The 23,653-nt window shown below is 74.0% G+C and carries 19 protein-coding genes; 9 read left to right on the top strand and 10 right to left on the bottom strand.

What is annotated here, in order from left to right:
* Positions 1-44: 44 nt before the first annotated feature.
* The gene (locus ABEE00_RS08915) at positions 45-824 is read right to left on the bottom strand and encodes a carbon-nitrogen hydrolase family protein (RefSeq protein WP_345744750.1); all 780 of its coding nucleotides are present in this window, start codon (positions 822-824) and stop codon (positions 45-47) included.
* A gap of 278 nt (positions 825-1,102) precedes the next feature.
* Between ABEE00_RS08915 and ABEE00_RS08910 the strand changes: the two genes are divergently transcribed.
* Positions 1,103-1,951: a peptidoglycan-binding domain-containing protein gene (locus tag ABEE00_RS08910; protein ID WP_345744749.1), complete on the top strand. Its 849-nt coding sequence runs from the start codon at positions 1,103-1,105 to the stop codon at positions 1,949-1,951.
* A 21-nt stretch (positions 1,952-1,972) separates the two neighbouring features.
* Here the strand turns inward: ABEE00_RS08910 and ABEE00_RS08905 are convergent, their stop codons facing one another.
* Positions 1,973-2,428, bottom strand: a complete 456-nt coding sequence (locus tag ABEE00_RS08905; RefSeq protein ID WP_345744748.1) for an Lrp/AsnC family transcriptional regulator — start codon at positions 2,426-2,428, stop codon at positions 1,973-1,975.
* Between the two features lie 175 nt (positions 2,429-2,603).
* Between ABEE00_RS08905 and ABEE00_RS08900 the strand changes: the two genes are divergently transcribed.
* Positions 2,604-3,887, top strand: coding sequence for a metallopeptidase domain-containing protein (locus ABEE00_RS08900; protein WP_345744747.1), 1,284 nt, complete (start codon positions 2,604-2,606; stop codon positions 3,885-3,887).
* 98 nt (positions 3,888-3,985) lie between these two features.
* Here the strand turns inward: ABEE00_RS08900 and ABEE00_RS08895 are convergent, their stop codons facing one another.
* The 3 genes from ABEE00_RS08895 to ABEE00_RS08885 form a co-directional block, all read right to left on the bottom strand.
* On the bottom strand, positions 3,986-5,509 hold the full coding sequence (locus ABEE00_RS08895) for an amino acid permease (protein ID WP_345744746.1): 1,524 nt from the start codon (positions 5,507-5,509) through the stop codon (positions 3,986-3,988).
* 263 nt (positions 5,510-5,772) lie between these two features.
* The gene (locus ABEE00_RS08890) at positions 5,773-6,486 is read right to left on the bottom strand and encodes a class I SAM-dependent methyltransferase (protein ID WP_345744745.1); all 714 of its coding nucleotides are present in this window, start codon (positions 6,484-6,486) and stop codon (positions 5,773-5,775) included.
* A gap of 177 nt (positions 6,487-6,663) precedes the next feature.
* On the bottom strand, positions 6,664-8,100 hold the full coding sequence (locus ABEE00_RS08885) for a GuaB1 family IMP dehydrogenase-related protein (RefSeq protein ID WP_345744744.1): 1,437 nt from the start codon (positions 8,098-8,100) through the stop codon (positions 6,664-6,666).
* Between the two features lie 321 nt (positions 8,101-8,421).
* On the opposite strand from ABEE00_RS08885, the gene ABEE00_RS08880 reads away from it, so the two are divergent.
* From ABEE00_RS08880 to ABEE00_RS08870, 3 genes are all read left to right on the top strand, one after another.
* Positions 8,422-10,227 (top strand): AMP-dependent synthetase/ligase, encoded by a 1,806-nt coding sequence (locus tag ABEE00_RS08880; RefSeq protein ID WP_345744743.1) that lies wholly within the window; start codon positions 8,422-8,424, stop codon positions 10,225-10,227.
* 344 nt (positions 10,228-10,571) lie between these two features.
* Entirely contained in the window at positions 10,572-11,225 is a 654-nt protein-coding gene (locus ABEE00_RS08875; protein WP_345744742.1) for a DUF4142 domain-containing protein, read from the top strand.
* A 61-nt stretch (positions 11,226-11,286) separates the two neighbouring features.
* Entirely contained in the window at positions 11,287-12,747 is a 1,461-nt protein-coding gene (locus ABEE00_RS08870; RefSeq protein ID WP_345744741.1) for a DUF1996 domain-containing protein, read from the top strand.
* 120 nt (positions 12,748-12,867) lie between these two features.
* Here ABEE00_RS08870 and ABEE00_RS08865 read toward each other — a convergent pair whose 3' ends face one another.
* Positions 12,868-13,974 (bottom strand): PucR family transcriptional regulator, encoded by a 1,107-nt coding sequence (locus ABEE00_RS08865; protein ID WP_345744740.1) that lies wholly within the window; start codon positions 13,972-13,974, stop codon positions 12,868-12,870.
* Between the two features lie 379 nt (positions 13,975-14,353).
* On the opposite strand from ABEE00_RS08865, the gene ABEE00_RS08860 reads away from it, so the two are divergent.
* The 4 genes from ABEE00_RS08860 (at position 14,354) to ABEE00_RS08845 (ending at position 19,685) form a co-directional block, all read left to right on the top strand.
* Positions 14,354-15,265, top strand: a complete 912-nt coding sequence (locus tag ABEE00_RS08860) for a hypothetical protein (RefSeq protein WP_345744739.1) — start codon at positions 14,354-14,356, stop codon at positions 15,263-15,265.
* Between the two features lie 137 nt (positions 15,266-15,402).
* Entirely contained in the window at positions 15,403-16,983 is a 1,581-nt protein-coding gene (locus ABEE00_RS08855) for an NADH-ubiquinone oxidoreductase-F iron-sulfur binding region domain-containing protein (protein ID WP_451918533.1), read from the top strand.
* 177 nt (positions 16,984-17,160) lie between these two features.
* Entirely contained in the window at positions 17,161-18,144 is a 984-nt protein-coding gene (locus ABEE00_RS08850) for an adenosine deaminase (protein WP_345744737.1), read from the top strand.
* A 545-nt stretch (positions 18,145-18,689) separates the two neighbouring features.
* Positions 18,690-19,685 (top strand): SCO0930 family lipoprotein, encoded by a 996-nt coding sequence (locus ABEE00_RS08845; RefSeq protein WP_345744736.1) that lies wholly within the window; start codon positions 18,690-18,692, stop codon positions 19,683-19,685.
* A gap of 30 nt (positions 19,686-19,715) precedes the next feature.
* On the opposite strand, the gene ABEE00_RS08840 is transcribed toward ABEE00_RS08845, so the two are convergent.
* The 4 genes from ABEE00_RS08840 to rpe form a co-directional block, all read right to left on the bottom strand.
* Positions 19,716-20,987 carry a cation:proton antiporter gene (locus tag ABEE00_RS08840; RefSeq protein WP_345744735.1) on the bottom strand — a complete coding sequence of 424 codons (1,272 nt, stop codon included), beginning with the start codon at positions 20,985-20,987 and terminating at the stop codon, positions 19,716-19,718.
* Positions 20,988-21,036: 49 nt separating this feature from the next.
* Positions 21,037-21,522, bottom strand: a complete 486-nt coding sequence (locus ABEE00_RS08835; RefSeq protein ID WP_345744734.1) for a cation:proton antiporter regulatory subunit — start codon at positions 21,520-21,522, stop codon at positions 21,037-21,039.
* 250 nt (positions 21,523-21,772) lie between these two features.
* A complete protein-coding gene (locus ABEE00_RS08830) occupies positions 21,773-22,768 on the bottom strand; it encodes a sugar-binding transcriptional regulator (protein ID WP_345744733.1) in 996 nt (331 codons plus the stop codon).
* 164 nt (positions 22,769-22,932) lie between these two features.
* A complete protein-coding gene (rpe, locus tag ABEE00_RS08825) occupies positions 22,933-23,610 on the bottom strand; it encodes a ribulose-phosphate 3-epimerase (protein WP_345744732.1) in 678 nt (225 codons plus the stop codon).
* Positions 23,611-23,653 lie beyond the last annotated feature (43 nt).

The following is a 23,653-nucleotide window of genomic DNA, read 5'->3' as shown; positions in this document are numbered from 1 at the left end:
GGATGCCCGGCCGGTCAGGCGTGGAGGGCTCAGGCGCAGAGGGCTCAGACGTAGAGCTCCGGGCGGCGGTCGGCCAGGTACGGGTTGGCCTCGCGTGACCGCTTCAGCGCCTCCGGGTCGGCGTCGGCGACGAGCAGTTCCTCTTCGCGGCCGCCGCGGGCCGGCTCCTCGCCGTCCGGCGTCGCGAGCACGCTGAGCCCCGCGAAGTCGAACTCGCCCTCGGGGCCCGTGCGGTTGGCGTACGCGATGAAGAGCCCGCTCTCCCAGGCGCGGGCCGGCACCAGGCTGCGGGGCACGAAGTCGTACGGGCGCATCAGCGCGGTGGGCACGGCCAGCAGCTCCGTACCGGCGAGCGCGTGCGCCCGCACCGCCTCGGGGAACTCGACGTCGTAGCAGATCAGCAGCCCGACGCGGACGCCGTCGAGCTCGGCCTGCACGACGAGCTCGTCGCCGGGGGCGAAGTGCTCGGTCTCGTAGCCGCCGTACAGATGGGTCTTGCGGTACGTCGCGAGGCGGCTGCCGTCGGGGCCCGTGAGCTGCACGGAGTTGAAGACCCGCGCGCCGTCCCGCTCGGGGAAGCCGTACGCGATCGCGAGGCCGTGCCGTGCGGCGATGTCCGCGACCTGCTCGGCGCAGCGTCCGTCGGCTGGCTCGGCGAGCTCGTGGACGCGCTCGCCCAACGCGTAGCCGGTCAGCGAGAGTTCGGGCGTCACGAGGAGCCGCGCGCCGCGGGACGCGGCGCGCGCGGCGATGCCGTCGAGGCCGGCGAGCCCGGCGGGACCCTGGTACAGGGCGGTGCGGAACGGCGTCGTGAAGCGCGGCATGGGACCTCGGGCAGGGGTGATCAAGGCGTGTTCTGGGGGACGTTGAGACAGTACGTTTCGGCGCGAGCGGGCGACAAGACGCGGATGTTGCGGGTCGGGGCCCTGTTTGTTGCGCGTCTGCGCGCAGGAACGGCGATCCGTTGCGCCTCGGTCACCCGTCCGGAACCTCAAGGGAGCCATAAGGGGCCCTGAAGATCATCTGTCGTGGGGCCGCGGGCGGCGCGGCGGCGCACATGATGTGCGGTGCCCGGAACACCCCGACCCCCTGGAGGCCCCCGATGCCCCCTGCCCGCACGCGCCGCTGCTGCCCCGGATGCGGAGCCGACCTGGGCGCCGGGGAACGGGAGTCGTGCGGCTGCGCCGGACCCTTCCCCACCGAGCGGTTCGACCCCATGCACATCCGCCCCTACCTGGCGGTCGGCGACGGCGAGGAGGCCGCGGTGCCGCCGCCGGAGGACCGCGCCATGCCGGAGCCCGAGCTCGCGGGCCCGGTGTGCGCGGCCGGGGACGAGCGCCTGCCGCCCCGCGCCGGTGCCAGGAGACGGCCCCGTACGCGGCGTACGCACCACCGCCCCGCGCTCGCGGCGCTCGCCGCCCTGGCAACCGTCGCTGCGCTGGGCGGCGTACTGCTCGCGACCCATCGCGAGCCCGTGAGGGAACAGGCGCTCCCCCAGGCGCCGGGCCCCGCCCCGGCGACGGAGCCGCACGGGCCGCACGCCTCGGAGTCCCCGCGCGCCGATCGCGGCGGGGACCGCGAGGCCGCGCGCTCCTCGGAGCGGCCGCGGCATAGCTGGCACAAGCGGGACCGCCGCGAGGAGCGAGAGCGGCGGGAGGAGCGGGAGCGCCGGGAGGCCGCGGAGCGGCAGGACGCCCCGGACCGCCCGGAGGCCCCGGCCGCCGCGCTGCCCACCGCGCGGCTCCAGGTCGGCGACCGCGGCGCCGACGTCGACGCGCTGCAGCGGCGCCTCAAGCAGGTGGGGTTCCTCGACCCGGACACCCCGGAGAACGGCTTCTTCTCCACCACCGTCCAGGAGGCCGTGTTCCGCTATCAGGTGGCGCGCGATGTGCACGACGGCATCGACGGCGTGTACGGGCCCAACACCCGCAGGGCGCTGGCCGGTTCGTAAGGCCGCTGACCCGGGCGTGGCTCAGCCAGGGGAGCCCGAGGAGTAGCGGCGCAGCAGCGGCGAGAGCACCAGCACGGACTTGGTGCGCTCCACGAAGGGCTCCCCCGCGATCCGCTCCAGCACCCGCTCGAAGTGCCGCATGTCGGAGGCGAAGACCTGCACCAGCGCGTCGGCGTCCCCGGTGACGGTGGAGGCCGAGGCGACCTCGGGGTAGCGGCTGAGGGCGCGGTGTATGTCCTCCGGCGAGGTCTTGGAGCGGCAGTACATCTCGATGTAGCCCTCGGTCTCCCAGCCGAGCGCGGCGGGGTCGACCCGCACCGTGAAGCCGGTGATGGCGCCCTGCTCCCGCAGCCGGTCCACCCGGCGCTTGACCGCGGGCGCCGAGAGGCCCACCTCGGCGCCGATGTCGGCATAGGTGCGGCGGGCGTCCTCGGCGAGGGCGTGGACGATCCGTTCATCGAGTTCGTTCAGCGACACGCCCCAGTACACCATGTGCGGGTGCGCACCCACCCGCCGAGGTGCGCCCGGCGCCGGGGTCCCTAACTGCGCCATAAGTCCAGCTCAACGGGGCCGAAGGGGGCCGTTCCCCGGGAGTCGTCGCGGCTAGGTTCATGCACCGGCCACCGCAACCCCCACACTCCGGAGGACCCCCATGCCGCACCTCTCGCACCGCGCAGCGGCCCTCGCCGCAGGGGCCGCGCTCGCCGCCTCGGCCGTGCCCGCCGCCACCGCCCGGGCGGCCGACGGCGGAGACGGGGGAGACCACCACGTCGCGGGGAAGCGGCGGGTCGCCGTGGCGATGGTCGACTTCACCGACAGCAGGCTGAGCGCGCCGGAGAAGTTCCGGAAGACCCTGGAATCGCGCTACTTCGGCAAGAGCGGCTCACTCGACGCCTACTACGGCGCCGTCTCGCGCGGCACGGCCCGCTTCGTACCCGCTGACCAGGGAAACACGGTCACGGGGCCGCTCCGCCTCCCCATGTCCGTGAAGGGGTGTGACACGGCGAAGATGGAGAAGCTCACCAAAGAGCAGCTCGCCGAGCGGGGTGTGGGCGAGGACGACTACGACCACCTCTCGATCGTCTTCCCCGCGAAGGACGCCGGGTGCGGCTGGGCCGGCCTGGCCGGCGTGCAGGGCGGTACGAGCTGGATGCCGGACGACATGTCGCTCGACGGCCTGGTCCACGAGATCGGTCACAACCTCGGGTTCAGCCACCACATGCGCCTCGACTGCCCCGCGAGCGGGAAGCTGGAGGGCTGCCGGGAGACCGGGGACACCAGCGGCAAGACGCCCATGGGCGGCGGGGGCGCGGCTGCCGGGCCGGCCTCGCCGGAGATGGCGCACGTCGGCTGGTTCGGCAAGGGCCAGCGGGTACGCGCCTCCGGCTCCGGTACGTACGCGCTGCGCCCCCTGCACGGCGGCGGGAACGGGACCCGCGCCGTCGAGGTCCCGCTGACCGGCGGCGACAGCCTGATGCTCGAACTGCGCGCGGCGAACCCGGACAAGGGCCTCGACAAGAAGGTCAAGGGCGTCTTCGCGTACCGGGTGAAGGACGGCGACTACACCAAGTCCACGCTGGTGGACACCGGTTCGGGCGGCTCGGGCGACTCCTCCGGCACGCTCGGCGCGCTCCGCTCCGGGGACGCCGTGACCTCGGGCGGCACGCGGGTGAGCGTGGCCTCCGTACGGGACGGCTCAGCGTCGGTACGGGTGAGCGGCGCGGCGGCCGCGCAGTCCGCCGGCAGCGAGTCCGCCGGCGCCGAGGGGGCGCACCCGCAGGGCGGGCGGGCGCGGCTCGCCGAGACCGGCGGCGGGTCCTCGCGGGACGGCTCGGTGCCGCTGACCGCCGGGGGCGCCGTGCTGCTCGCCGCGGGCGCGGGCTCGCTGGCGTACGGGGCGAGGCGGCGGCGCGCGCGGGGCGCCCACCGGGGTTGAAGCCGGGCGCCCACCGGACGTGAGCCGGGGCGGAACGCACGACGGCGGGGCCGGTCCGCGAAGGACCGGCCCCGCCGTCGTGTGTGTGCCCTGTGCCGCTACGCGTCGGCGGTCGCCGGCTCGCCGCCCTCGCCCGGGCCGCCCTCGCCGCCGTGGCCGGGGTCGTCGTTGAGGCGGGAGCGCCGGATGCCGTACCCGAAGTACACGGCGAGCCCCGCCGCCATCCAGACGCCGAACACGATCCAGGTGGGCGTGTCCAGGCTGCCCATCATCCACAGGCACAGCCCGAAGCCGATCAGCGGGAAGACCGGCACGAGCGGCACGCGGAAGGTGCGCCGCATGTGCGGGCGGGTGCGCCGCAGCACCAGCACCGCGATGTTGACCAGCGCGAACGCGAACAGGGTGCCGATGCTCGTGGCGTCGGCGAGGCTGCCCAGCGGGACGGCGGCCGCGAGCAGCCCGCAGAACAGCGAGACGATCACGGTGTTCGCGCGCGGCACGCCGGTGCGCGCGTTGACCTTGGAGAACACCTTCGGCATGAGCCCGTCGCGGGACATCGCGAAGAGCACGCGGGTCTGCCCGTACAGCACGGTCAGCACCACCGAGGCGATGGCGATCACCGCGCCGAAGGCCAGCACCACCGGCCAGAAGCCCTGGCCCGTGACGCCGTGCAGGATGCCGGCCAGCGCGGCCTCGGTGCCCTTGAACTTCTGCCAGGGCAGGGCGCCGACGGCGACGGCGGCGACCAGGCAGTAGAGCAGGGTGACGATGCCGAGCGAGAGCAGGATGGCGCGCGGCAGGTCGCGCTGCGCGTCCTTCGCCTCCTCGCCCGCCGTGGAGGCGGCGTCGAAGCCGATGTACGAGAAGAAGAGCGTGGCGCCGGCGGCGCTCACCCCGGCCATGCCCAGCGGCATGAAGGGCGTGTAGTTCCCGGCCCTGATGCCGGTGAAGGCGACCGCGCAGAACAGCAGCAGCGCGGCGATCTTGATGGTCACCATGATGGCGTTGGCGCGGGCGCTCTCCTTGGCGCCGCCCAGCAGGAACACCATGGCGAGCAGCACGACCAGCAGCGCGGGCAGGTTGAAGAGCCCGCCGTCGCCCGGCGGCGCCGCGACCGCCTCGGGGATGGTGATGCCGAGCGTGCCGTGCAGCAGTTCGTTGAGGTACTGCCCCCAGCCCACCGCGACGGCGGCCACCGAGACCCCGTACTCCAGGAGCAGGCACCAGCCGCACACCCAGGCCACCAGCTCGCCGAGGGTGGCGTAGGCGTAGGAGTAGGAGGAGCCGGAGACCGGGATGGTGCCGGCCAGCTCGGCGTAGGAGAGCGCGGAGAAGAGCGCGGTGAGCCCGGCGATGAGGAAGGAGACGATCACCGCGGGGCCCGCGTCGGGCACGGCCTCGCCCAGCACCACGAAGATGCCGGTGCCCAGGGTCGCGCCGACGCTCAGCGTGGTGAGCTGCCACAGGCCCAGCGACCTGCGCAGCGAGCCGCCCGCGCCCTGGCCGCCCTCGGCCACCAGGCGCTCCACGGGTTTCCGGCGCAGCGGCCTGGCCACGCGGCCTCCGCCTCCCGGCTCCGAAGCGGGCGGTGGGGTGGACGGGGCGGCGCCATGGTCCAGCACGTGCGGTCTCCTTGCTCGTACAGCGCCGCACAGCACCGTGCGGCGGTCTTACCGGTGAGCGGCCCCGGGCCCCGGCCGCGAGGGCGGGGGCGGCCGGGGCCGGGAGCGTCAGCGCGAGGATCGTCGCGGTGGGGTCGCGAGGAAGATCTCAGTGATCGCGTATGACGCATGACTGTACGAGCAGCGCACAGCGCCGGGTAACGGGGGGTTGTTGCGTGTGCCCGTCGATCCGTTGCGCGGATCGCCCCGGAGCGCAAGATCCTTTACGTCGCGGGGACCGCCCGCGCCCACATCCCGTCGTCCGTGAGATAGCCGTCGATCCTCAATCCCGCCTGTTCCAGGGCGTGTTGGAAGTCCTCGCGGGACAGCCAGCGGGAGTAGAAGGTCTGCGTCCAGCGTTCGCCGCCGCGCTCGTAGCCGACCACGTTGCGGACGACCCCTTCGCCGAGGTTTTCCACCTCTTCGACCGAGACGACCGTCCCGCTCTCGTCCGTACGCAGAAGGCCCGGCTTGCGCCGTTCGGGGTGGTGGTCGCTCTCCCGCTGGAGGACCACGCAGCCGTCCGCGGCGACATGCCGGGCACATGCGAGCAGAAGCCGCGAACGGCCCTCCGGATCGGCCGTGTTGATCAGGAACGAGGTCAGGGTCACCACGTCGAAGCGCTCCCCCAGGTCCAGGTCCTCGATGCCGCTCAGCACCGTGCGGACGCCGGGCGCCCGCTCCGCCGCGCGCTCCAGCATCCCCGCCGACTCGTCCACGGCGGTCACCTCGAAGCCGCGCGCCACGAGCGGCCCGGTCATCCGGCCCGCGCCCGCGCCGAGCTCCAGCAGGGTGCGCGCGCCCGGACCCGCGGCGGCCGCGATGACCTCGGGTTCTCCGCTGTCCTTCAGCCCCGCGTACATCTCCACCGCGCAGCCGTCCGGGGTGATCTCCCCGCGCCCGGTGCCGGTGTGCTCCTCCCGTTTGAATGCCGTCATGGGCCGATCCGAGCACAGAAAACGGGCCGCGGGGAGGGTGAGGACGGCGTTCCGTCCGCACCGGGCCCGCGGCCCGTGCTGAGTGCTGGGTTGCTGGGTGTCAGCCGGGTGTCACCGGCTCGCGCGCTGTGTCACCAGCTCGCGTACGGCGTCACCAGCTCGCGTGGAGCGGCTTGGTCACCAGCTCGCGTGGAGCGGCTTGCCCTCCGCGTACCCGCTGGCGCTCTGCACGCCGATCACGGCGTGCTCGGCGAACTCCTCCAGGGAGCCCGCGCCGGCGTAGGTGCAGGAGGAGCGGACGCCCGCGATGATCGAGTCGATCACGTCCTCGACGCCGGGCCGGGCCGGGTCGATGAACATCCGCGAGGTCGAGATGCCCTCCTCGAACAGGGCCTTGCGGGCGCGGTCGTACGCCGACTCGTCGCTGGTGCGGTTGCGCACGGCGCGGGCCGAGGCCATGCCGAAGGACTCCTTGTAGAGCCGCCCGTCGGCGGTCTGCTGGAGGTCGCCGGGCGACTCCTGGGTGCCGGCGAACCAGGAGCCCACCATCACGTTCGAGGCGCCGGCCGCGAGGGCCATCGCCACGTCGCGCGGGTGCCGCACGCCGCCATCGGCCCACACGTGCTTGCCGTACTTGCGCGCCTCCTCGGCGCACTCCAGCACCGCGGAGAACTGCGGGCGGCCCACGCCGGTCATCATCCGCGTGGTGCACATCGCGCCCGGACCCACACCGACCTTGATGATGTCGGCGCCCGCCTCGATGAGGTCCTTCACGCCCTCGGCCGCGACGATGTTGCCCGCCACGACCGGGACCTGCGGGTCCAGGGCCCGTACGGCCTTGAGCGCGTCGATCATGCGCTCCTGGTGGCCGTGCGCGGTGTCCACGACGAGGGTGTCCACGCCGGCGGCGAGCAGCGCCTTGGCGCGGCCCGCGACGTCGCCGTTGATGCCGACGGCGGCCGCGATGCGCAGCTTGCCGTCCGCGTCGACGGCCGGCGTGTAGAGGGTGGCCCGGAGGGCGCCCTTGCGCGTGAGGATGCCGACGAGCCTCCCGTCGCCGTCCACGGCGGGGGCGAGCTTGCGGTGCGCCGCGTCCAGCCGGTTGAAGGCCTCGCGCGGGTCGATGTCCGCGTCCAGGACCAGCAGCTCGCGGGACATCACCTCGGAGAGCTGGGTGAAGCGGTCGACCCCGGTCAGGTCCGACTCGGTCACCACGCCCACCGGCTTGCCCTCCACGGTGACGACGCCCGCGCCGTGTGCCCGCTTGGGCAGCAGCGAGAGCGCGTCGGCGACGGTCTGGGTGGGGGCGAGGGTGATGGGGGTGTCCAGCACGAGGTGGCGCTGCTTCACCCAGTGGATGACGTCGGTGACGACATCGAGGGGGATGTCCTGGGGGATCACCACGAGCCCGCCGCGGCGGGCCACGGTCTCGGCCATCCGGCGTCCGGCGATGGCGGTCATGTTGGCCACCACCAGCGGGATCGTGGTGCCGGTCCCGTCCGGGGTGGAGAGGTCCACGCCCTGCCGGGAACCCACCGCCGAGCGGTTGGGCACCATGAAGACGTCGTCGTACGTGAGGTCGTACGGGGGCCGCTGCTCATTCAGAAAACGCACGTACTTGAGTCTCCCACGCCAGGCCACCGACACGAGAACGTACGTTCCACCAGAGGGGCGGCCGCCCGCCTCGTACGATCCCACGGCCCACTGCCGTGGAACGCGCCCGCAGCGGCTGGCGGGCCCCGTGCGAGACCCGCGCCGGAACGCCCCCGCCGCGGCAGCCGTCGCAGAGCTGGGGCGGAGGTGCTGAGCGGCGCTGGTGTGCGGGGAACTCTCAGCGTGTGGTCGGCGTTACGGAGAGTGCGAAGACTCTAGGCAGAGGTGGGAGGCGGCGGTAGGTTGCGCCGTCTCGCGGCACCGCGGGTGTGCCGCAGGGGGATGGACGCAGGACGAGGGGGCGCGGAAGTGCGGGACTTCGGGCTTCCACCGCTGGTGGACCCGATCCGCTCGGGTGGTCTGGCGGACGCGGTGTTCGAGAACGCCGCGCGGGACCCCGGCATGCCGCAGTGCGCGGTGCGCGAGCGGGACGGCGGCTGGCGGGAGATGACCGCGGGTGCCTTCGGCGACGAGGTCCTCGCCCTGGCCAGGGGCCTGCTGGCCTCCGGCGTCGGCTTCGGCGACCGCGTCGCGGTGATGTCCCGCACCCGCTACGAGTGGACGCTGTTCGCGCACGCCCTGTGGTCGCTGGGCGCCCAGGTGGTCTCCGTGTATCCGACCTCCTCGGCCGCGCAGCTGCGCCGGGTGCTCGGCGATTCGGGCGCGAGCGCCGTGGTGGTGGAGAGCGAGGACCACGCCATGACCCTCGGCACGGCCTGCGACGACCTGCCCGCGCTGCGCAGGCTGTGGCAGCTCGACGCGGACTGCCTCGGCGAGCTGCGCGCCGCGGGCCGCGACGTCCCGGACGACGCGGTGCACCGGCTTCGGCACGCCGTGACCCCCGGCAGCACGGCGGCCGTCGTGCACACCTCGGGCACGACGGGCGAGCCGCGCGGCTGCGCCGTGCCGCACTCGGCGCTCGCCTTCGAGACCGACACGCTGCTGGCCGGCTGGCGGCACCTGATGGCCGCGCAGGACGAGCAGCCCTCGCTCCTCAACTTCCTGCCCATGTGCCACGTCTACGGACTGATGGTCTCGGTGCTGTCGGTGCGCGGCGGCATCCTGCTCGGCCACCAGCCGGAGACCACCCCGGACGAACTCCTCACCGCCCTGCGCTCGTTCCGCCCCACCTGCGTCTTCGCCGTCCCGTATCTCTTCGAGAAGCTGTACGGGAAGGCGCGCTCCGCCGCGGCGCGCGCCGGCCACCTGCGCGGCTTCGAGCGCGCCGAGGAGGTCTCCGAGCTGTACGCACGCGCCGTCGAGGACCACGCGCTGGGCCACGGCCCCGGCCCGGGGCCCCGGCTGCGCGCCAAGCACGCGCTGCACGACCGCCTGGTGCACCGGCGGCTGCGCGAGGCGCTGGGCGGGCGGGCGCGCCATGTGGTCTCCGGAGGTTCGCCGCTCAGTCGCAGGATGGGGCTGCTGTTCGCGGGCGCGGGGATCACGGTGTACGACGGCTACGGACTCACCGAGACCACAGCCGCCGTGACCGCGCAGCCGCCGGGACGGCCGAAGTTCGGGACGGTGGGCCGCCCGATGCCGGGGGCCTCGCTGCACCTCGCAGAGGACGGCGAGATCTGGGTGAGCGGCGCCATGCTGTTCTCCGGGTACACCGACGGCGGCGCCGACGGCCCGCGCGACGGGTGGCTGGCGACCGGCGACACCGGCGAGTTCGACGAGGACGGCTATCTCGTCATCACCGGGCGCAAGAAGGACGTGATCATCACCAGCGGGGGCAACACCGTCTCCCCCGCCGTCCTGGAGGAGCGCCTGCGCGCCCACCCGCTCATCTCGCAGGCCCTGGTCGTGGGCGACGGCAAGCCCTTCGTGGGCGCGCTCATCGCCCTGGACCCGGACGAGCTGGCGCAGTGGGACGGCGCCGTCCCCGACGAGATCGAGCGCCAGATCGGCCGCGCCGTGATGGCCGCCAACGCCTCGGTCTCGCGCTCCGAGCAAATCCGCGCCTTCCGCATCCTGCGCCGCGACTTCACCGACCACCCCGAGCTGCTCACCCCGTCCCTCAAGCTGCGCCGGGACGCCGCGGCCAGGCACTTCGCCACCGAGATAAGGGCGTTGTACGAGCGGTAGGACACCGTACGAGGACAAGGCACCGTACGAGCGCGAGGGCACCGTGCGAGTGCGAGGGCACCGTGCGAGTGCGAGGGCCGCGTACGGGCGCGAAGGCCGCGCACGGGCGGCTGGACGTCGTACGGGCGACCAGGCGCCGTACGCGTGCCGAGCACCCCGCACATCCCGCGCGGCACGCCCCGCGCGGGCCGCACCGTAACAGCGTCCGGCGTGCCGGTGCCGCTCTTTGTCAGGGGATGACGAAGGGCCGCCAGCCGTGCCCCGTAAGGCAATAGCGTCCCTGCGCATTCCGGAGGCGCGTGTGGCCTCCGGCCCGTTTTCCGGGATTCCGGGAGGGAGCAGGCGTGCGGTCCGTCATCGGCAGGTATCTCGTCTCGGGGCGCGCGATCGGCACGGCGCTGGTCGTGATCGCCCTGGTGGCGACGCTGACCGCGCTGCTGCTGCCGGCGCAGACGTTCACCGGCAACATCTCGGCCACGGCGGCAAGGGAGGGCTGGCAGGACGACGGGGGCGGCACCGTCAGCACCCCGTACGGCCCGCTGTCCCCGCTGGACCGCGACTTCGTACGGAAGGTGCGGCTGGCCGGGCTGTGGGAGCTGCCCGCGGGGCGGCAGGCGCAGGAGCGCGGCGGCCGCGCCTCGGTGCGCGAGGCGGGCGACCACCTCGTGTCCGGGCACACCGAGCTGGACCGGCTCGTGGTGCAGGACGCGCGCTCGCTCGGCGTGACGCTGCCCAACCAGCCCAACGCCCAACAGCAGGGGTTCCTCGCCCAGTTGGAGACGGCGCGCGGCGGCGCGTACGACCGGCTCTTCGCGAACCTGCTGCGCCGCGCGCACGGCAAGGTCTTCGGCCTGATCGGCCTCGTACGCGACCGCACCAGGAACGCGATGGTCCGCTCGCTCGCCACCCGCGCGAACGCCGTGGTCCTGGACCACATCACGGTCCTGGAGAGCACCGGGCTCGTCGACTTCGACGCCCTCCACCCGGACCGGAACTGACCGCCTCCGAACGGACCGGATCAGGCCCGACCCGGCCCGAGACGCAGAAAGGCAGCGCGACATGACAAGGCAGGCCCACAAACGCTCGCGCCTCACCAGCACGCCAGCGGCGATCGCCGCGGCGGTGGTCCTCGGCGCGACCGGCATCACGGCGCTGGCCGTGAACGCCTCGGCGGGACCCGGCGGCCCGCGCACCGCTGAGCAGGCGGAGCAACCGGGGCCCGCAGCGGCCGCGTCCACCGTCGCCTGCCCCGATGTCGGGCTGCGGCTCGACCGGGTGCCCCGGGGCGCGCGCACCGAGGTGGCCGAGGGGCTGGCGGCGCTGGACCGGCAGGTCGCGGGCGCCTACGAGAAGGTGAGCGGGGGCGGCGGGGGCCACGTCCACGGCGGCTCGGGAGGGGGCGCCGGCACCGGCTCCGGCGCGGACCCCGGCGCCGTGCTGGCGGCGTTACGGCAGCAGCGCGAGCGCACCATAGGCGGCATCGAGGACGCCGTCGCGAAGAACGGCGCGCCGCGGCCGAGCGGTCTGAGCGGGATGAGCGCGTGCGGGATGCGGCAGGACGGGACGGCCCGTACGACGGCTGACGCCACCCCTTCTGGTGGCGGCGGGCAACAAGGACAGCAGGGCCGGCAGCCGCAGCAAGGCGGCCCCGTCGCCGGGGACTTCGTGGACATCCGGCAGGTCCAGCCGAACGTGCGGAAGCCGCAGGACCAGCGGGGCGCCTCGAAGGGCACCTTCACCTCCTCCTGCGGCCGCAACGAGAACGGTCACTTCAACTCCGACAACGTCATCGTCGCGCCGGGCGTCAGCAACGGCGCGCACCACCTGCACGACTACGTGGGCAACACCTCCACCGACGCCTTCTCCACCGACCAGAGCCTGGCCGCCGCGGGCACCACCTGCACAGACGGCGACAAGTCCACGCACTACTGGCCCGTACTGCGGGCGCTGGACGGCAAGTCGGACGCCGGGGCGCACGACGGGAACGTCGGCTCCGTGCTGCGGCCAGCGAGCGTCACCCTGACCCTCAAGGGCAGCCCGGCGGGCAAGGTGACCGCGATGCCGCGCTTCCTGCGCATCATCACCGGCGACGCGAAGGCGTTCACCAACGGCGTCGCGAACGCCAACGCCTCCTGGAGCTGCGAGGGCTTCGAGAACAGGCAGCTCAAGGACGAGTACCCGCTCTGCCCCCGGGGCAGCAGGGTCGTGCGCACCTTCGCCTTCCAGAGCTGCTGGGACGGCAAGGACACCGACAGCGGCAACCACCGCACCCACGTGGCCTTCGCCCGCGAGGACGGCACGTGCCCCGACGGCTTCCGCGCGATCCCGCAGCTGCGGCAGCGCATCACGTACGACGTACCGCGGCGGGGCGTGCCGGCGCAGACCCCGTTCGCGGTGGACAGCTTCCCCGAACAGCTCCACAAGCCGGTCACCGACCACGGCGACTTCATCAACGTGATGTCGGACGCCCTGATGAGGAAGGCGGTGACCTGCATCAACAGCGGGCGCAAGTGCGGCTGACGGCGCGGGCCGCCCACGGGGGAGGGCCCCGGCGCACGGTTCCGGATCCGTGCGCCGGGGCCCTCCGGCTGCCCGGCCCCGGGGGGCCCGCTCAACACCCGCGGCTCAACTCCCGCGGCCTCAGAGCCCGTTCACGCGCGCCTCGTGGGCCACGCCGAGCGGGAGCGTTCCCGCGCCGGTCACCAGGGCGCGGGCGCGGCGCCCCGCGCGTGAGCGGCGGCGGCGCACCTCGGCCAGCAGGCGCCTGCCGCGCAGGGTCATCTCCATCTCGAAGCGGGTGCGCGGGTCGCGCAGCGAGGGTCCGAAGAGCTTCTCGATCTGGCGCAGCCTGTACCGCACCGTCTGCGGATGCACCTGCAGCGTCCGCGCGGCCTCCGGCGCCCCGCCGCCCTCCAGCCAGGCGAGCAGGGTCACTTCGAGCCGTTCGCTCTGCCGCGGGGTCAGCCCGTCCAGCGGCGCGAGCCAGCGCGCCGCGAGCGCGCGGGTCAGCGACTCGTCCTGGAGCAGCAGCAGCCGCGAGAGGTGGTCGTCCACGAACTGCACCCGGGCCTCGCCCCGCCCGGCGCCCGCCGCCCCCTCGTTCTCCTCGGGCGCGATCTCCAGCAGCCGCCTGGCCCACCGCAGCGAGGAGGCGGCGTCGTTGAGCGGTACGACGTGTCCGACGGCCGCCCTCCGCCCGCGCAGCAACCCCTCAAGGGCGGCCGTCCCCTCGTACTCCCCGGGGTCGGGCACCAGCAGGCACACCTCCCCGTCGAAGGGGCCGACCAGGGCGTTCCCCAGCGCGGCGGCGAGCTGCGGCACCTCGCAGGGCGAGGCCAGCGCGACCGCCCGTACGGTGTCGGGCAGCGGCCAGCGCGCGGCCCTGGACAGCTCGGACAGCGACAGCGGCGAGGAGGCGCGCTCATCGATGAGCGCGGTGAACAGCTGGCGCCGCGCCCTGTCGATCGGCACGGCGGGGGCGAGCGCGGCGGCGGGCAGCGGCAGCGCGGGCGGCGCGGCACGGACCGCGCCCTCGGGCCCCCGGCCGTCCCCCTGGGAGGCGGCCTCCCCGCCGGACACGCCGCACCGCTTGTATCCGAGCGAGGACAACAGCGCCTGTTCCAGCGCCCATTGGAGGTCGTCCCGCTCGATGTCCTGCGCCTTCAGGATGGCGGGCAGGGCCGGAATGCTCTGCTCCAGCTCCACCGCGACCCGGCCGGCGAGCGAGGGGAGTTCCTTTCTCAGCACCCGGGTCCACTCCCCTCGCGGACGTGACCAGATGCGGTTCAGAAGGTCGCACATCTCTACCTCGTTCCTGCCGGCGCGTGCCCGCCGGCACGGGGTGTACGGGCCCGCGGTCGGACGGTCCCCCTGCTTCCCCTGGGGTGGGCATCATCCGCAGCCGTGCTGTGCGGCGGGGACGGCAGTACGGGAATTTGTCACAGCGCGATAAATCCTGGAGGGCTCTGCCCGTATTCGGCGATGCTTCTGGGCCTCCGGCCGCCGCGCACCGACCGCACAGACCACCGACCACCGCGCGGGACCGGCCGCCCCTCGCCGCCAGGTGCCCTCGCCCCGGCGCGTGCCGCGGCGGCCAGGCCGCCGTCACGGAAGCACCGGTGCCCCGATGCCCGAGCACACCCCCCACCGCAACGACCCCGCACGCCCCGAAGGGCCCGCCGCGGGCGCCGCCTCGCGCTCGCACCGCTACCGGCTCCCCGTACGCGCCTGCCCCGCGCGCCGCCAGGCCGCCTTCGGGCTCGGCACCGCGCTGGCGCTGTTCCTGTGCGTCAGCCGCGGTTCGCTGGGCCGCTTCTGGGCGTTCCTCGACTTCGGCGCGGGGGTGCTCGCGCTGGTCGCGCTGACCGCCACCGTGCTGTGGGGGCTCGCCGCCACCGACCGTACGGTGCTCGGCCCCGGACACCGGCTGATCGCGCAGGCCGTGCACCGCGGCACGGCCGTCGCGGGCCTCGGCTTCCTGGCGCTGCACATCTGGGTGAAGGTCGCCGAGGGCTCGACGGGCGCGGCCGCCACCGCCGTCCCGTTCACCGACCCGGCGCGCCCGCTGCTCGTCGGGCTGGGCTCGCTGGCCGGCTACCTGTTCCTCGCCGTGTCCGTCACCGGCGCGGTGCGCGGCGCCTTCGCGCGCAGCGGGCGCTCCCGCTGGTGGCGCGCGCTGCACATGGGCGCGTACGCGGCCTGGGGCATGGCCCTGGTGCACGGCCTCAAGGCAGGGCGCGCGGCGAGCCTCTGGGTGACCGCGAGCTATGTGCTGTGCCTGGCCGCGGTCGCCGGTGTGCTCGCGCTGCGGCTCGCTCCCGCACGGAACACGCCCGGCGCCCGCGACACCGCCCGCGCTCCCGCACCGCCCCGTACGCCGCGTACGCGTCCGCTCCGCATGACCCGCATGACCCGCATGACCCGCATGACCCGCATGCCTCGTCCGCCGCGCGCCCTGCGGCTGCCGCGCCTGCCGCGTCCGCGGCGGGTCCCGCGCGTCCCGCGTGCGTACCGCACTCCGGAAGGAAAGCAGCAGTGACCTCCGTCGTCCCCGCCTTACGCACCGAAGCCCCACGCCCCGAAGCCTTACGCACCGAACCGGCCGCCCCGCCCGGCGCCCCCGCAGGCCCGGGAGACCAACAGGCCCCGCGGCTGGCCGTGTTCGGGCTGCCGCGGCTGCTCGCCGGGCTGGGCGAGGGGGTACGCCTCGACCGGGTCGGCCACCTCACGGTGCACGGCTCCCTCCCCCACCTGCCGCCGGGCGAACTGGCCGAGCTCGCCGAGAACATCGCGCTGCGCGGCCGCGGCGGCGCCGGTTTCCCGTTCGCGCGGAAGCTGCGCGCGGTGTACGCGGCCGCGGCCCGGCACCACGCGGGAGGCCGGCAGGGAAACGGGGGCCGCGGCACCGGCGGTCGGGGGAACGGCGGTCGCGGCAACGGCGTACGGAGCAACGGCGGGCGGGCCAGGCCGGAGCGGCACACCGCCGTGGTCGTCAACGCCACCGAGGGCGAACCGGCCTGCCTCAAGGACACCGCGCTGCTGCTCTACGCACCCCATCTCGTCCTGGACGGCGCCCTGTTGGCGGCCCGGGAGCTGGGCGCCGGCGAGATACGCGTCGGGGTCACCCGCGAGGACACCGAGCGCTCGGTACGCGCCGCCGCAGCCGAACGCGGCCCCGAGGGCGTGCGCACGCGCGTCACCCGGCTCCCCGAGCGCTTCGTCACGGGCGAGTCGTCCGCGCTGGTCAACGGCCTGAACCAGCTCCCGCCGCTGCCCTCGGGCCGGGGCGTGCGCAGCAGCGAGAGCGGCCTGTACGGGCTGCCGACCCTGCTCTCCAACGCCGAGACCTTCGCGCAGCTCGCGGTCGCGGCCCGGCTCGGGGCGCTGGAGTACCGCACCGCCGGGCTGCCCGACGAGCCGGGCACCGCGCTGCTCACCCTCGCGGGCGGCCGCGTGCTGGAGGTCCCCTACGGGGTGCCGCTGCCGCATGTCCTGGGCATCTGCGGGCTGCACCCCGGACAGGGCGTACTCGTCGGCGGCTATCACGGCACCTGGCTCGGCCCGCAGTCCGCCTGGCGGGCCAGGGTCTCCCGCGAGTCCCTGGAAGGGTTCGGCGCGACGCTGGGGGCGGGCGCCGTGCTGCCGCTCCCCGAGGACACCTGCCCGGCGGGCGAGGCGGTACGGGTGGCGCACTGGCTCGCGGCGGAGAGCGCGGGACAGTGCGGCCCGTGCGTCCTGGGGCTGCCCGCGCTGGCCGGAGCGCTGGCCGAAGTGGCAGCGGGCGGCGGGCAGTCGGGCCTGGAGGCGGTACGGGAGCGTGCCGCGGCGGTGGTGGGGCGCGGCGCGTGCGGGCATCCGGACGGCACGGCGCGCTTCGTGGCCTCGGCGCTCTCGGCGTTCCCCGGAGAGTTCACCGAGCACGCGCTGGGGCGGGGCTGCGGACGGCCCGTACGGGGTGTGCTGCCGCTTCCCGGAGCCGGGGCACACTCCGGGCCCGCGACGACGGGCGGCCCGGCGACGGACGGCGCGGTACCGGCCGGCCCCGGCGCCCCTCCCCCGCCCCGGGAGCGGCTGGTCGTGAACTGGACCCTGTGTCAGGGCCACGGGCTCTGCGCCGGCGTGCTCCCCGAGGCGATCACCCTGGACGAGGACGGCTACCCCACGCGGGGCAGCAACGAGGTGCCCGCGCACCTGCGCCGGGACGCGCAGCGTGCGGTACGCCGCTGTCCCGCGCTGGCACTGCGGCTGGAGGACTGAGCCGGGGCGGGGGGCGCCTTGTGAGCTGGCAATCGATGTCCGGGCCGGTGGCGGGCCATAGCGGAAGGCCCCGTACACCCCGCTGATAACGTTTGCCCACGCCCGGCCGTCCGGCCCTCCACCCGTCGGCGGCGGCGTTGACCTTCGCAGCACCGCATCAGCCAGAGGAACCCGTACATGCCCATCCCCAAGGCAGAACTCCACCTCCACATCGAAGGCACCCTCGAGCCCGAGCTCGCCTTCGAACTGGCCGCACGCAACGGGGTCGAGCTGCCCTTCGCCACCGTGGACGAGCTGCGCGCCGCCTACTCCTTCACCGGCCTCCAGTCCTTCCTGGACCTCTACTACCGGATGATGTCGGTGCTCCGCACCGAGCAGGACTTCGCCGACCTCGCGGACGCCTATCTGGCCCGCGCCGCCGAGCAGGGCGTGCGGCACGCGGAGATCTTCTTCGACCCGCAGGCGCACACCGAGCGCGGCGTCGGCATCGACGTGGTGATCAACGGCCTGTGCCGCGCGCTCGACGTCTCCGAGGAGCGGCACGGCGTCAGCACCGGGCTCATCCTGTGCTTCCTGCGCCACCTGCCGGCCGAGCAGGCCATGGAAACGCTGCGCAGCGCCGAGCCGTACCTGCACAAGATCACCGCGGTGGGCCTGGACTCCAGCGAGGCGGGCTTCCCGCCGGAGCTGTTCACCGAGGTGTTCGCCGAGGCGCGCGCGCACGGGCTGCGGTGTGTGGCGCACGCGGGCGAGGAGGGGCCCGCCGAGTACATCAGGTCGGCGCTGGACGAGCTCCGGGTGGAGCGCATCGACCACGGGATCCGCTGCCTGGAGGACCCCGAGCTGGTGGCCCGGCTGCGTGATGAGCGGATGCCGCTGACCGTGTGCCCCTTCTCCAACGTCCGCCTCCAGGTCGTCGACGACCTCGCCGACCACCCGCTGCCGAAGATGCTGGCCGAGGGCCTGATGGTGACGGTCAACTCGGACGATCCGGCGTACTTCGGCGGCTACGCCGACGACAACTTCCGCGGCGTCGCCGAGGCCCTCTCCCTCACCCCCGAGGACCTCCGCACGCTGGCCGAGAACTCCTTCAACGCGGCGTTCCTCCCGCCCCAGCTCCGAGAGAAGTACCTGACAGACCTCAAGACCCACACCGCCTGACCATCCCTCAACGCCCGCAGCCCACACAGGGTTTGCGGGCGTTGCTGTGCCCGACCGGGGCATTGCCCACCCACCACTTCCTGCACGAGCACTCCCGTACGGGGTTGCGGGCCGCAGGCCCGGCTGGCCGCTCCCCCCCCCCCCGAGGTTGTGGGCAGTCGTTCCGCTGGGGCGGAACGGGTGGGCACAACCGGACTTGCGCCCCCTGCTCCCGCGCAACCACCCACCCAACGGGGCCCGGGGCGCAGCCCCGTGAACGCCCGCGCCGAGCGCGTGCGTCGGGTGCGGGGTGGGGTCGGCCTCGCGGCTGGCGGTTCCGGTGTGCCCGCCCGTTCCGCCCCGAGCGGAACGCACGCCCACACCTAGGAGCGGGGGGGCGGCAAGGCGCGCAGCGGCCGCGCGGCGCCACCACACCCGCGCCACGGGGGCACCCCATACGTACGCAAGCCCACCCCCGTTCACCCCTTAGCACGTTCGGACAATCCCCCACCCCCTCCTCCCGCCCCGGCACAGACTGCCGAACCACCCCACCAGCAGGAGGAGTCATGAACGTGCCCCACCGCCCCCTCCCCCTCGCGGCCGCCGCCGCATGCGTTCTGCTCGCCACGGCCTGCGGCTACGGCGGCGGCAGCGGCCAGCACGACCAGAGCGTCCGCCCCGCAGGCGACGCCAGCAACGCGGACAACGGCTACGGCACCGGCTACGGCACCGGCTCGACCCCCCAGAAGACCGCCGCCATCCTCACCACCCGCACCGACCCCCGCCTCGGCAAGCTCGTCACCGACGACGACGGCCGCACCCTCTACCGCTTCGACAAGGACACCGCGCACCCGCCCGCCTCACACTGCGCGGGCTCCTGCGCCTCCGCCTGGCCCCCCGTACCGGCGAAGAACGCCGAGCCCGCGCACGGCATCGCGCCCGAAGCCCTCGGCAAGGTCCGCCGCAAGGACGGGAGTTGGCAGCTCACCCTCGGCGGCTGGCCCGTGTACCGCTACGCCGAGGACACCGCGCCCGGCGACACCAAGGGCGAGGGCGTGGGCGGCACCTGGCACGCCCTCTCCCCCACCGGCGCCAAGGCCAAGGCGGGAGCCCCGGCCAAACCCACCGCGCAGTTGAGCGCGGTGGACAACCCGGCCCTCGGCAGGATCCTCGCCGACGCCGAGGGCCGCACCCTCTACCGCTTCGACAAGGACTCCGCCTGGCCCATGAGGTCCCGCTGCACGGACGCCTGCCTCAACACCTGGAAACCCGCGGCCCCGGTGGACGAGTCCAAGCTCAGCGGGGTGACGAGGAAGGCGGTCGGCACGTACCGAAGGGCCGACGGGACACGGCAGTTGACGATCGACTGCTGGCCGGTCTACTGGTTCACCGGCGACACGCGCCCCGGCGAGACCCGCGGCCAGAACAAGATGGGCCTCTGGCACGCCGTCACCCCGGCAGGCAAGAAGGCCAAGGGCAACGGCACCGGCACCCCGTCCGAAGGCACGGGCAACGCCATGACCGGCGGCGGTACGGCGTACTCGAGCGGAACCACGTACTGACGCCGGCCCCGGGCAGCCCTCACCCGGCCTTCACCCGGAAAGCTGCGACGAAGACGAGGACGGCGAGGACTCCGCCGACTCCCTCCCCTGCGGCACGGCGCCCGCCCCGTCGCCACCGCCCGCCCGCTTCTCCTCGCGCCGCGACCGCGACAGCAGACGGCGCCCGCCTTCCACGGCGGGCGCCGTCCAGCGCGCGGCGAGCGGTCCCGCTATGACCATCAGCAGGACGTACGCGGTGGCCAGCGGGCCGATCTGCGGCTCGGCGCTCACCGCGAGCCCGGCGATCACGATGGAGAACTCGCCGCGCGCCACCAGTGCGCCGCCGGCCCGCAGCCGCCCCCGCGAACTGACGCCCGCGCGGCGCGCCGCGTACCAGCCCGTCACGATCTTCGTCACCACGGTCACGACACACAGCAGCGCGGCCGGCAGCAGCACCGGCGGGATGTCCACGGGGTTGGTGTGCAGCCCGAAGAACACGAAGAAGATCGCGGCGAACAGGTCCCGCAGCGGCGTCATCAGCGCACGCGCGCTCTTCGCGGTCTCCCCGGACAGCGCGATGCCCACCAGGAACGCGCCCACGGCCGCCGACACCTGGAGCTTCTGCGCGATGCCCGCCACCAGCAGGGTCAGCCCGAGGACGACCAGCAGCAGCATCTCCGGTACGTCGGAGCTCACGGCGCGGCTGATGATCCGTCCGTGCCGCAGCGCGGCGTACAGCACCAGGCCCACCGTGCCCAGCGCGATCACCAGCGTGACGCTCCCGCCCGCGACGCCGACGCCCGCCAACAGGGCGGTCAGCAGCGGCAGATAGACCGCCATGGAGAGGTCCTCCATGACGAGGACGCCCAGGATCACGGGCGTCTCCTTGTTGCCCAGCCGCCCCAGGTCGGTGAGGACCTTGGCGATGACGCCCGAGGAGGAGATCCACGTGACACCGCCGAGCGCCACGCACGCCGCGGGGCCGAACCCGAGCAGCACGCCCGCGACCGCGCCCGGCACCGCGTTCAGCAGGAAGTCCACGATGCCGGACGGGTATTGGGTCTTGAGGCTGGTGACCAGCTCGGACGCGCTGTACTCCAGGCCGAGCAGCAGGAGGAGGAGGAGCACCCCGATCTCGGAGCCGACTTCGATGAACTCCTCGCTGGCGTTCAGCGGGAAGAGGCCGCCCTGCCCGAACGCGAGCCCGCCCAGCAGGTAGAGCGGGATCGGCGACATTCCGATGCGCCCGGCGAAGCGGCCGACCAGGCCCAGGCCGAGGATCACGGCGCCAAGTTCGATCAGGAGGACGGTGGAGTCGTGCACGTTGCTGGACCTGCCCCTTCTCTGCGGCGCCGGCCCCCGGTGGGGCGCCCTAGACGCCGCTGATGATACGGGTCAGCTCATCCACGCCTTCACGGGTCCCCACCACGACCAGCGAATCGTCCGCCTCCAGACGGAAGTCGGGGGTCGGCGAGGGCACCGGTCCGGTACGCCGCAGAACCGCCACGATCGACGCTCCGGTGAGGGTGCGCGCCTTGGTGTCGCCCAACGGCCGCCCGCGGTACGGGGATTGCTTGGTGACCGCGATGTGCTCCGTCACCAGGTCGATGTCCAGGTCCCCTGTGCCCAGGCTGTCCACCGCCTCGTTGCGCGAGGGCTCCAGCAGGTCGGCCAGCGAGGCCGCCTCGTCGGAGTCCAGCGGGACGGTGGCCTGGCAGGCGTCCGGATCGTCCGGCCTATAGAAGCCGAGGAAGCGCCGGCCGTCCTGATGCGCGACGACGGAGATGTGCCGCCCCGCTCGGGTGGCGATGTCGTACTGGGTGCCGACTCCCGGCAGCGGGGTGCGCTGCGTGCTCATGGCTCCCTGTCCCTCCTCGGACGCTGTGCGCGGTTCTGCGGCCGCGGTTTTCCCCGCGCAAAGGTTCCGCCCGGGGCCCACGCGGGGCACCGGGCGTTCAACGGCGGGGGTTCCGGCCGCAGATGAGCGTAACGTGCCCGCTCCCGCGCCCTCTCACGCCCCGGGGAACCGGGGGTTCCGCCTCTCCGGAGCCGGGCTCCCACAGGGCCGCTCCCGCGGAGCCGAGCCCCCGCGGGCCCCGCCGGGGCGCTCAGGCCCCGTCGGGATCCGCGCGCTCCAGCGCGGGCTTGGGCCCCGGCTGGAACTCCTGGAGCAGATAGTCGGCGGCCGCCGTGTCCGTCACCAGGCTGGTGACCAGCCCGGAGCGCAGCACCGCGCCGATCGCCGCCGCCTTGCGCTGGCCCCCCGCGATGGCGACCACCTCGGGGACCCGGCGCAGCCGCTCGGCCTCCACGGTGATGCACCGCTCCCCCAGGTCCCGCCCGATCCTGCGGCCCTCGGCGTCGAAGAGGTGCGCCGACATCTCGGCGGCCACGCCCAGCGAGGAGTAGTGCTCGCGCTCCTCGTCGCTGAGCATGTCGTGCACCGTGGAGATGCCCGGCTCCCAGGAGCCGATGGACACCGCGGCCACGGTCACCTTGTCGAAGTACTCGAAGGCGCGGGCGATCCCGGTCTGGCTGCGCAGCGCGGCCGCCGTACCGGAGTCGGGGAGCAGCATCGGGGCGTAGATGGGGTGCGCCTCGCCGCCCGCGACCTCGGCGGCGCGGCGCACCGCCTCGACCGAGCCGCGGTCGGCCGTGCCCGCGTCGTACACGCCGGTGAGCTGGACCACCGTGCAGGGCGGCAACTGCCGCAGCGCGGCGGCCATGTGGATGGTGGAGCGTCCCCAGGCGAGGCCGAGCACGTCCCCGTCGGTGACCAGTTCGCCGAGCAGGTCGGCGGCGACCTCGCCGAGGTTCTCCGGGTCGGCGCCGTCGTCCTCGTTGGACGGCTCGGCCGGCGACTCGACGACCACGACGTGCCGCAGTCCGTACCGGGCGCGCAGCGCGTCGGAGCGCTCGGCGTCCAGCTCCGCAGGGACCCGGATGTCGATCCGCACCAGGTCGCGTTCGAGGGCGGTCTCCAGGACCCTGGCCACCTTGAAGCGGCTCACGCCGAACTCGTCGGCGATCTGGATCTTGGACTTCCCCTCGAGGTAGAAGCGGCGTGCCATCGCCGCCGCCTGCATGAGCTCGGCGGGTCCCATTCGCGTGGTCCGACCCGACGACACCGCACTCACCTCACTGTCTTGCGTTCATGCGCCGCAGCGCTGGGCGTTCATCCTCGCAGATCCGGCGTGTCCCCGGCCCCCATCGTGCACGGTGCACACATGGTGCGCGCGAGTGCGGCACGGGGTGCGCGCGGCTGCGGTCAGTGGGCGCATCCCGCGCGCCGTCCCGCCTCCTCCGCCTGCTTGCGCAGCGAGCGTACGGCCGCAGCGGGGTCATCGGCCCCGTACACGGCGGAACCCGCGACGAAGACGTCGGCGCCCGCCTCGGCGCACTGCTCGATGGTCGAGGCCGAGACCCCGCCGTCCACCTGGAGTCCCATGCTCAGGCCGTGCTTGTCGATCAGTGCGCGGGTGCGGCGGATCTTGGGCAGCATGATGTCCAGGAAGGACTGCCCTCCGAAGCCCGGCTCCACGGTCATGATCAGCAGCATGTCGAGCTCGGGCAGCAGGTCCTCGTACGGCTCGATGGGCGTGGCCGGCTTGAGCGCCATCGCGGCGCGGCCGCCCTTGGCCTTGATCTCCCGCGCGGTGCGCACCGGAGCCGCGGCGGCCTCCGCGTGGAAGGTGACCGAGGAGGCGCCCGCCTCCACATACAGCGGGGCCCAGCGCTCCGGGTCCTCGATCATCAGGTGGCAGTCCAGCGGAATGTCCGTGGCCTTGTGCAGCGCCTCGACGACGGGGGCTCCGAGGGTGAGGTTGGGGACGAAGTGGTTGTCCATCACGTCCACGTGGAGCCCGTCAGCGCCCTCCACGGCGCGCGCCTCCTCGGCGAGGCGCGCGAAGTCGGCGGACAGGATGCTGGGGTTGATCTGAGGCATGGCTCCAGTATCTCGCTTCGTCGGGGAACGGTCGGTGAACGGT

This window comes from Streptomyces odontomachicola, assembly GCF_039605595.1.
Taxonomy (GTDB): Bacteria; Actinomycetota; Actinomycetes; order Streptomycetales; family Streptomycetaceae; genus Streptomyces.
Note: the sequence above shows the minus strand (reverse complement) of the source record. Positions and strands in the feature narration are given on the sequence as shown.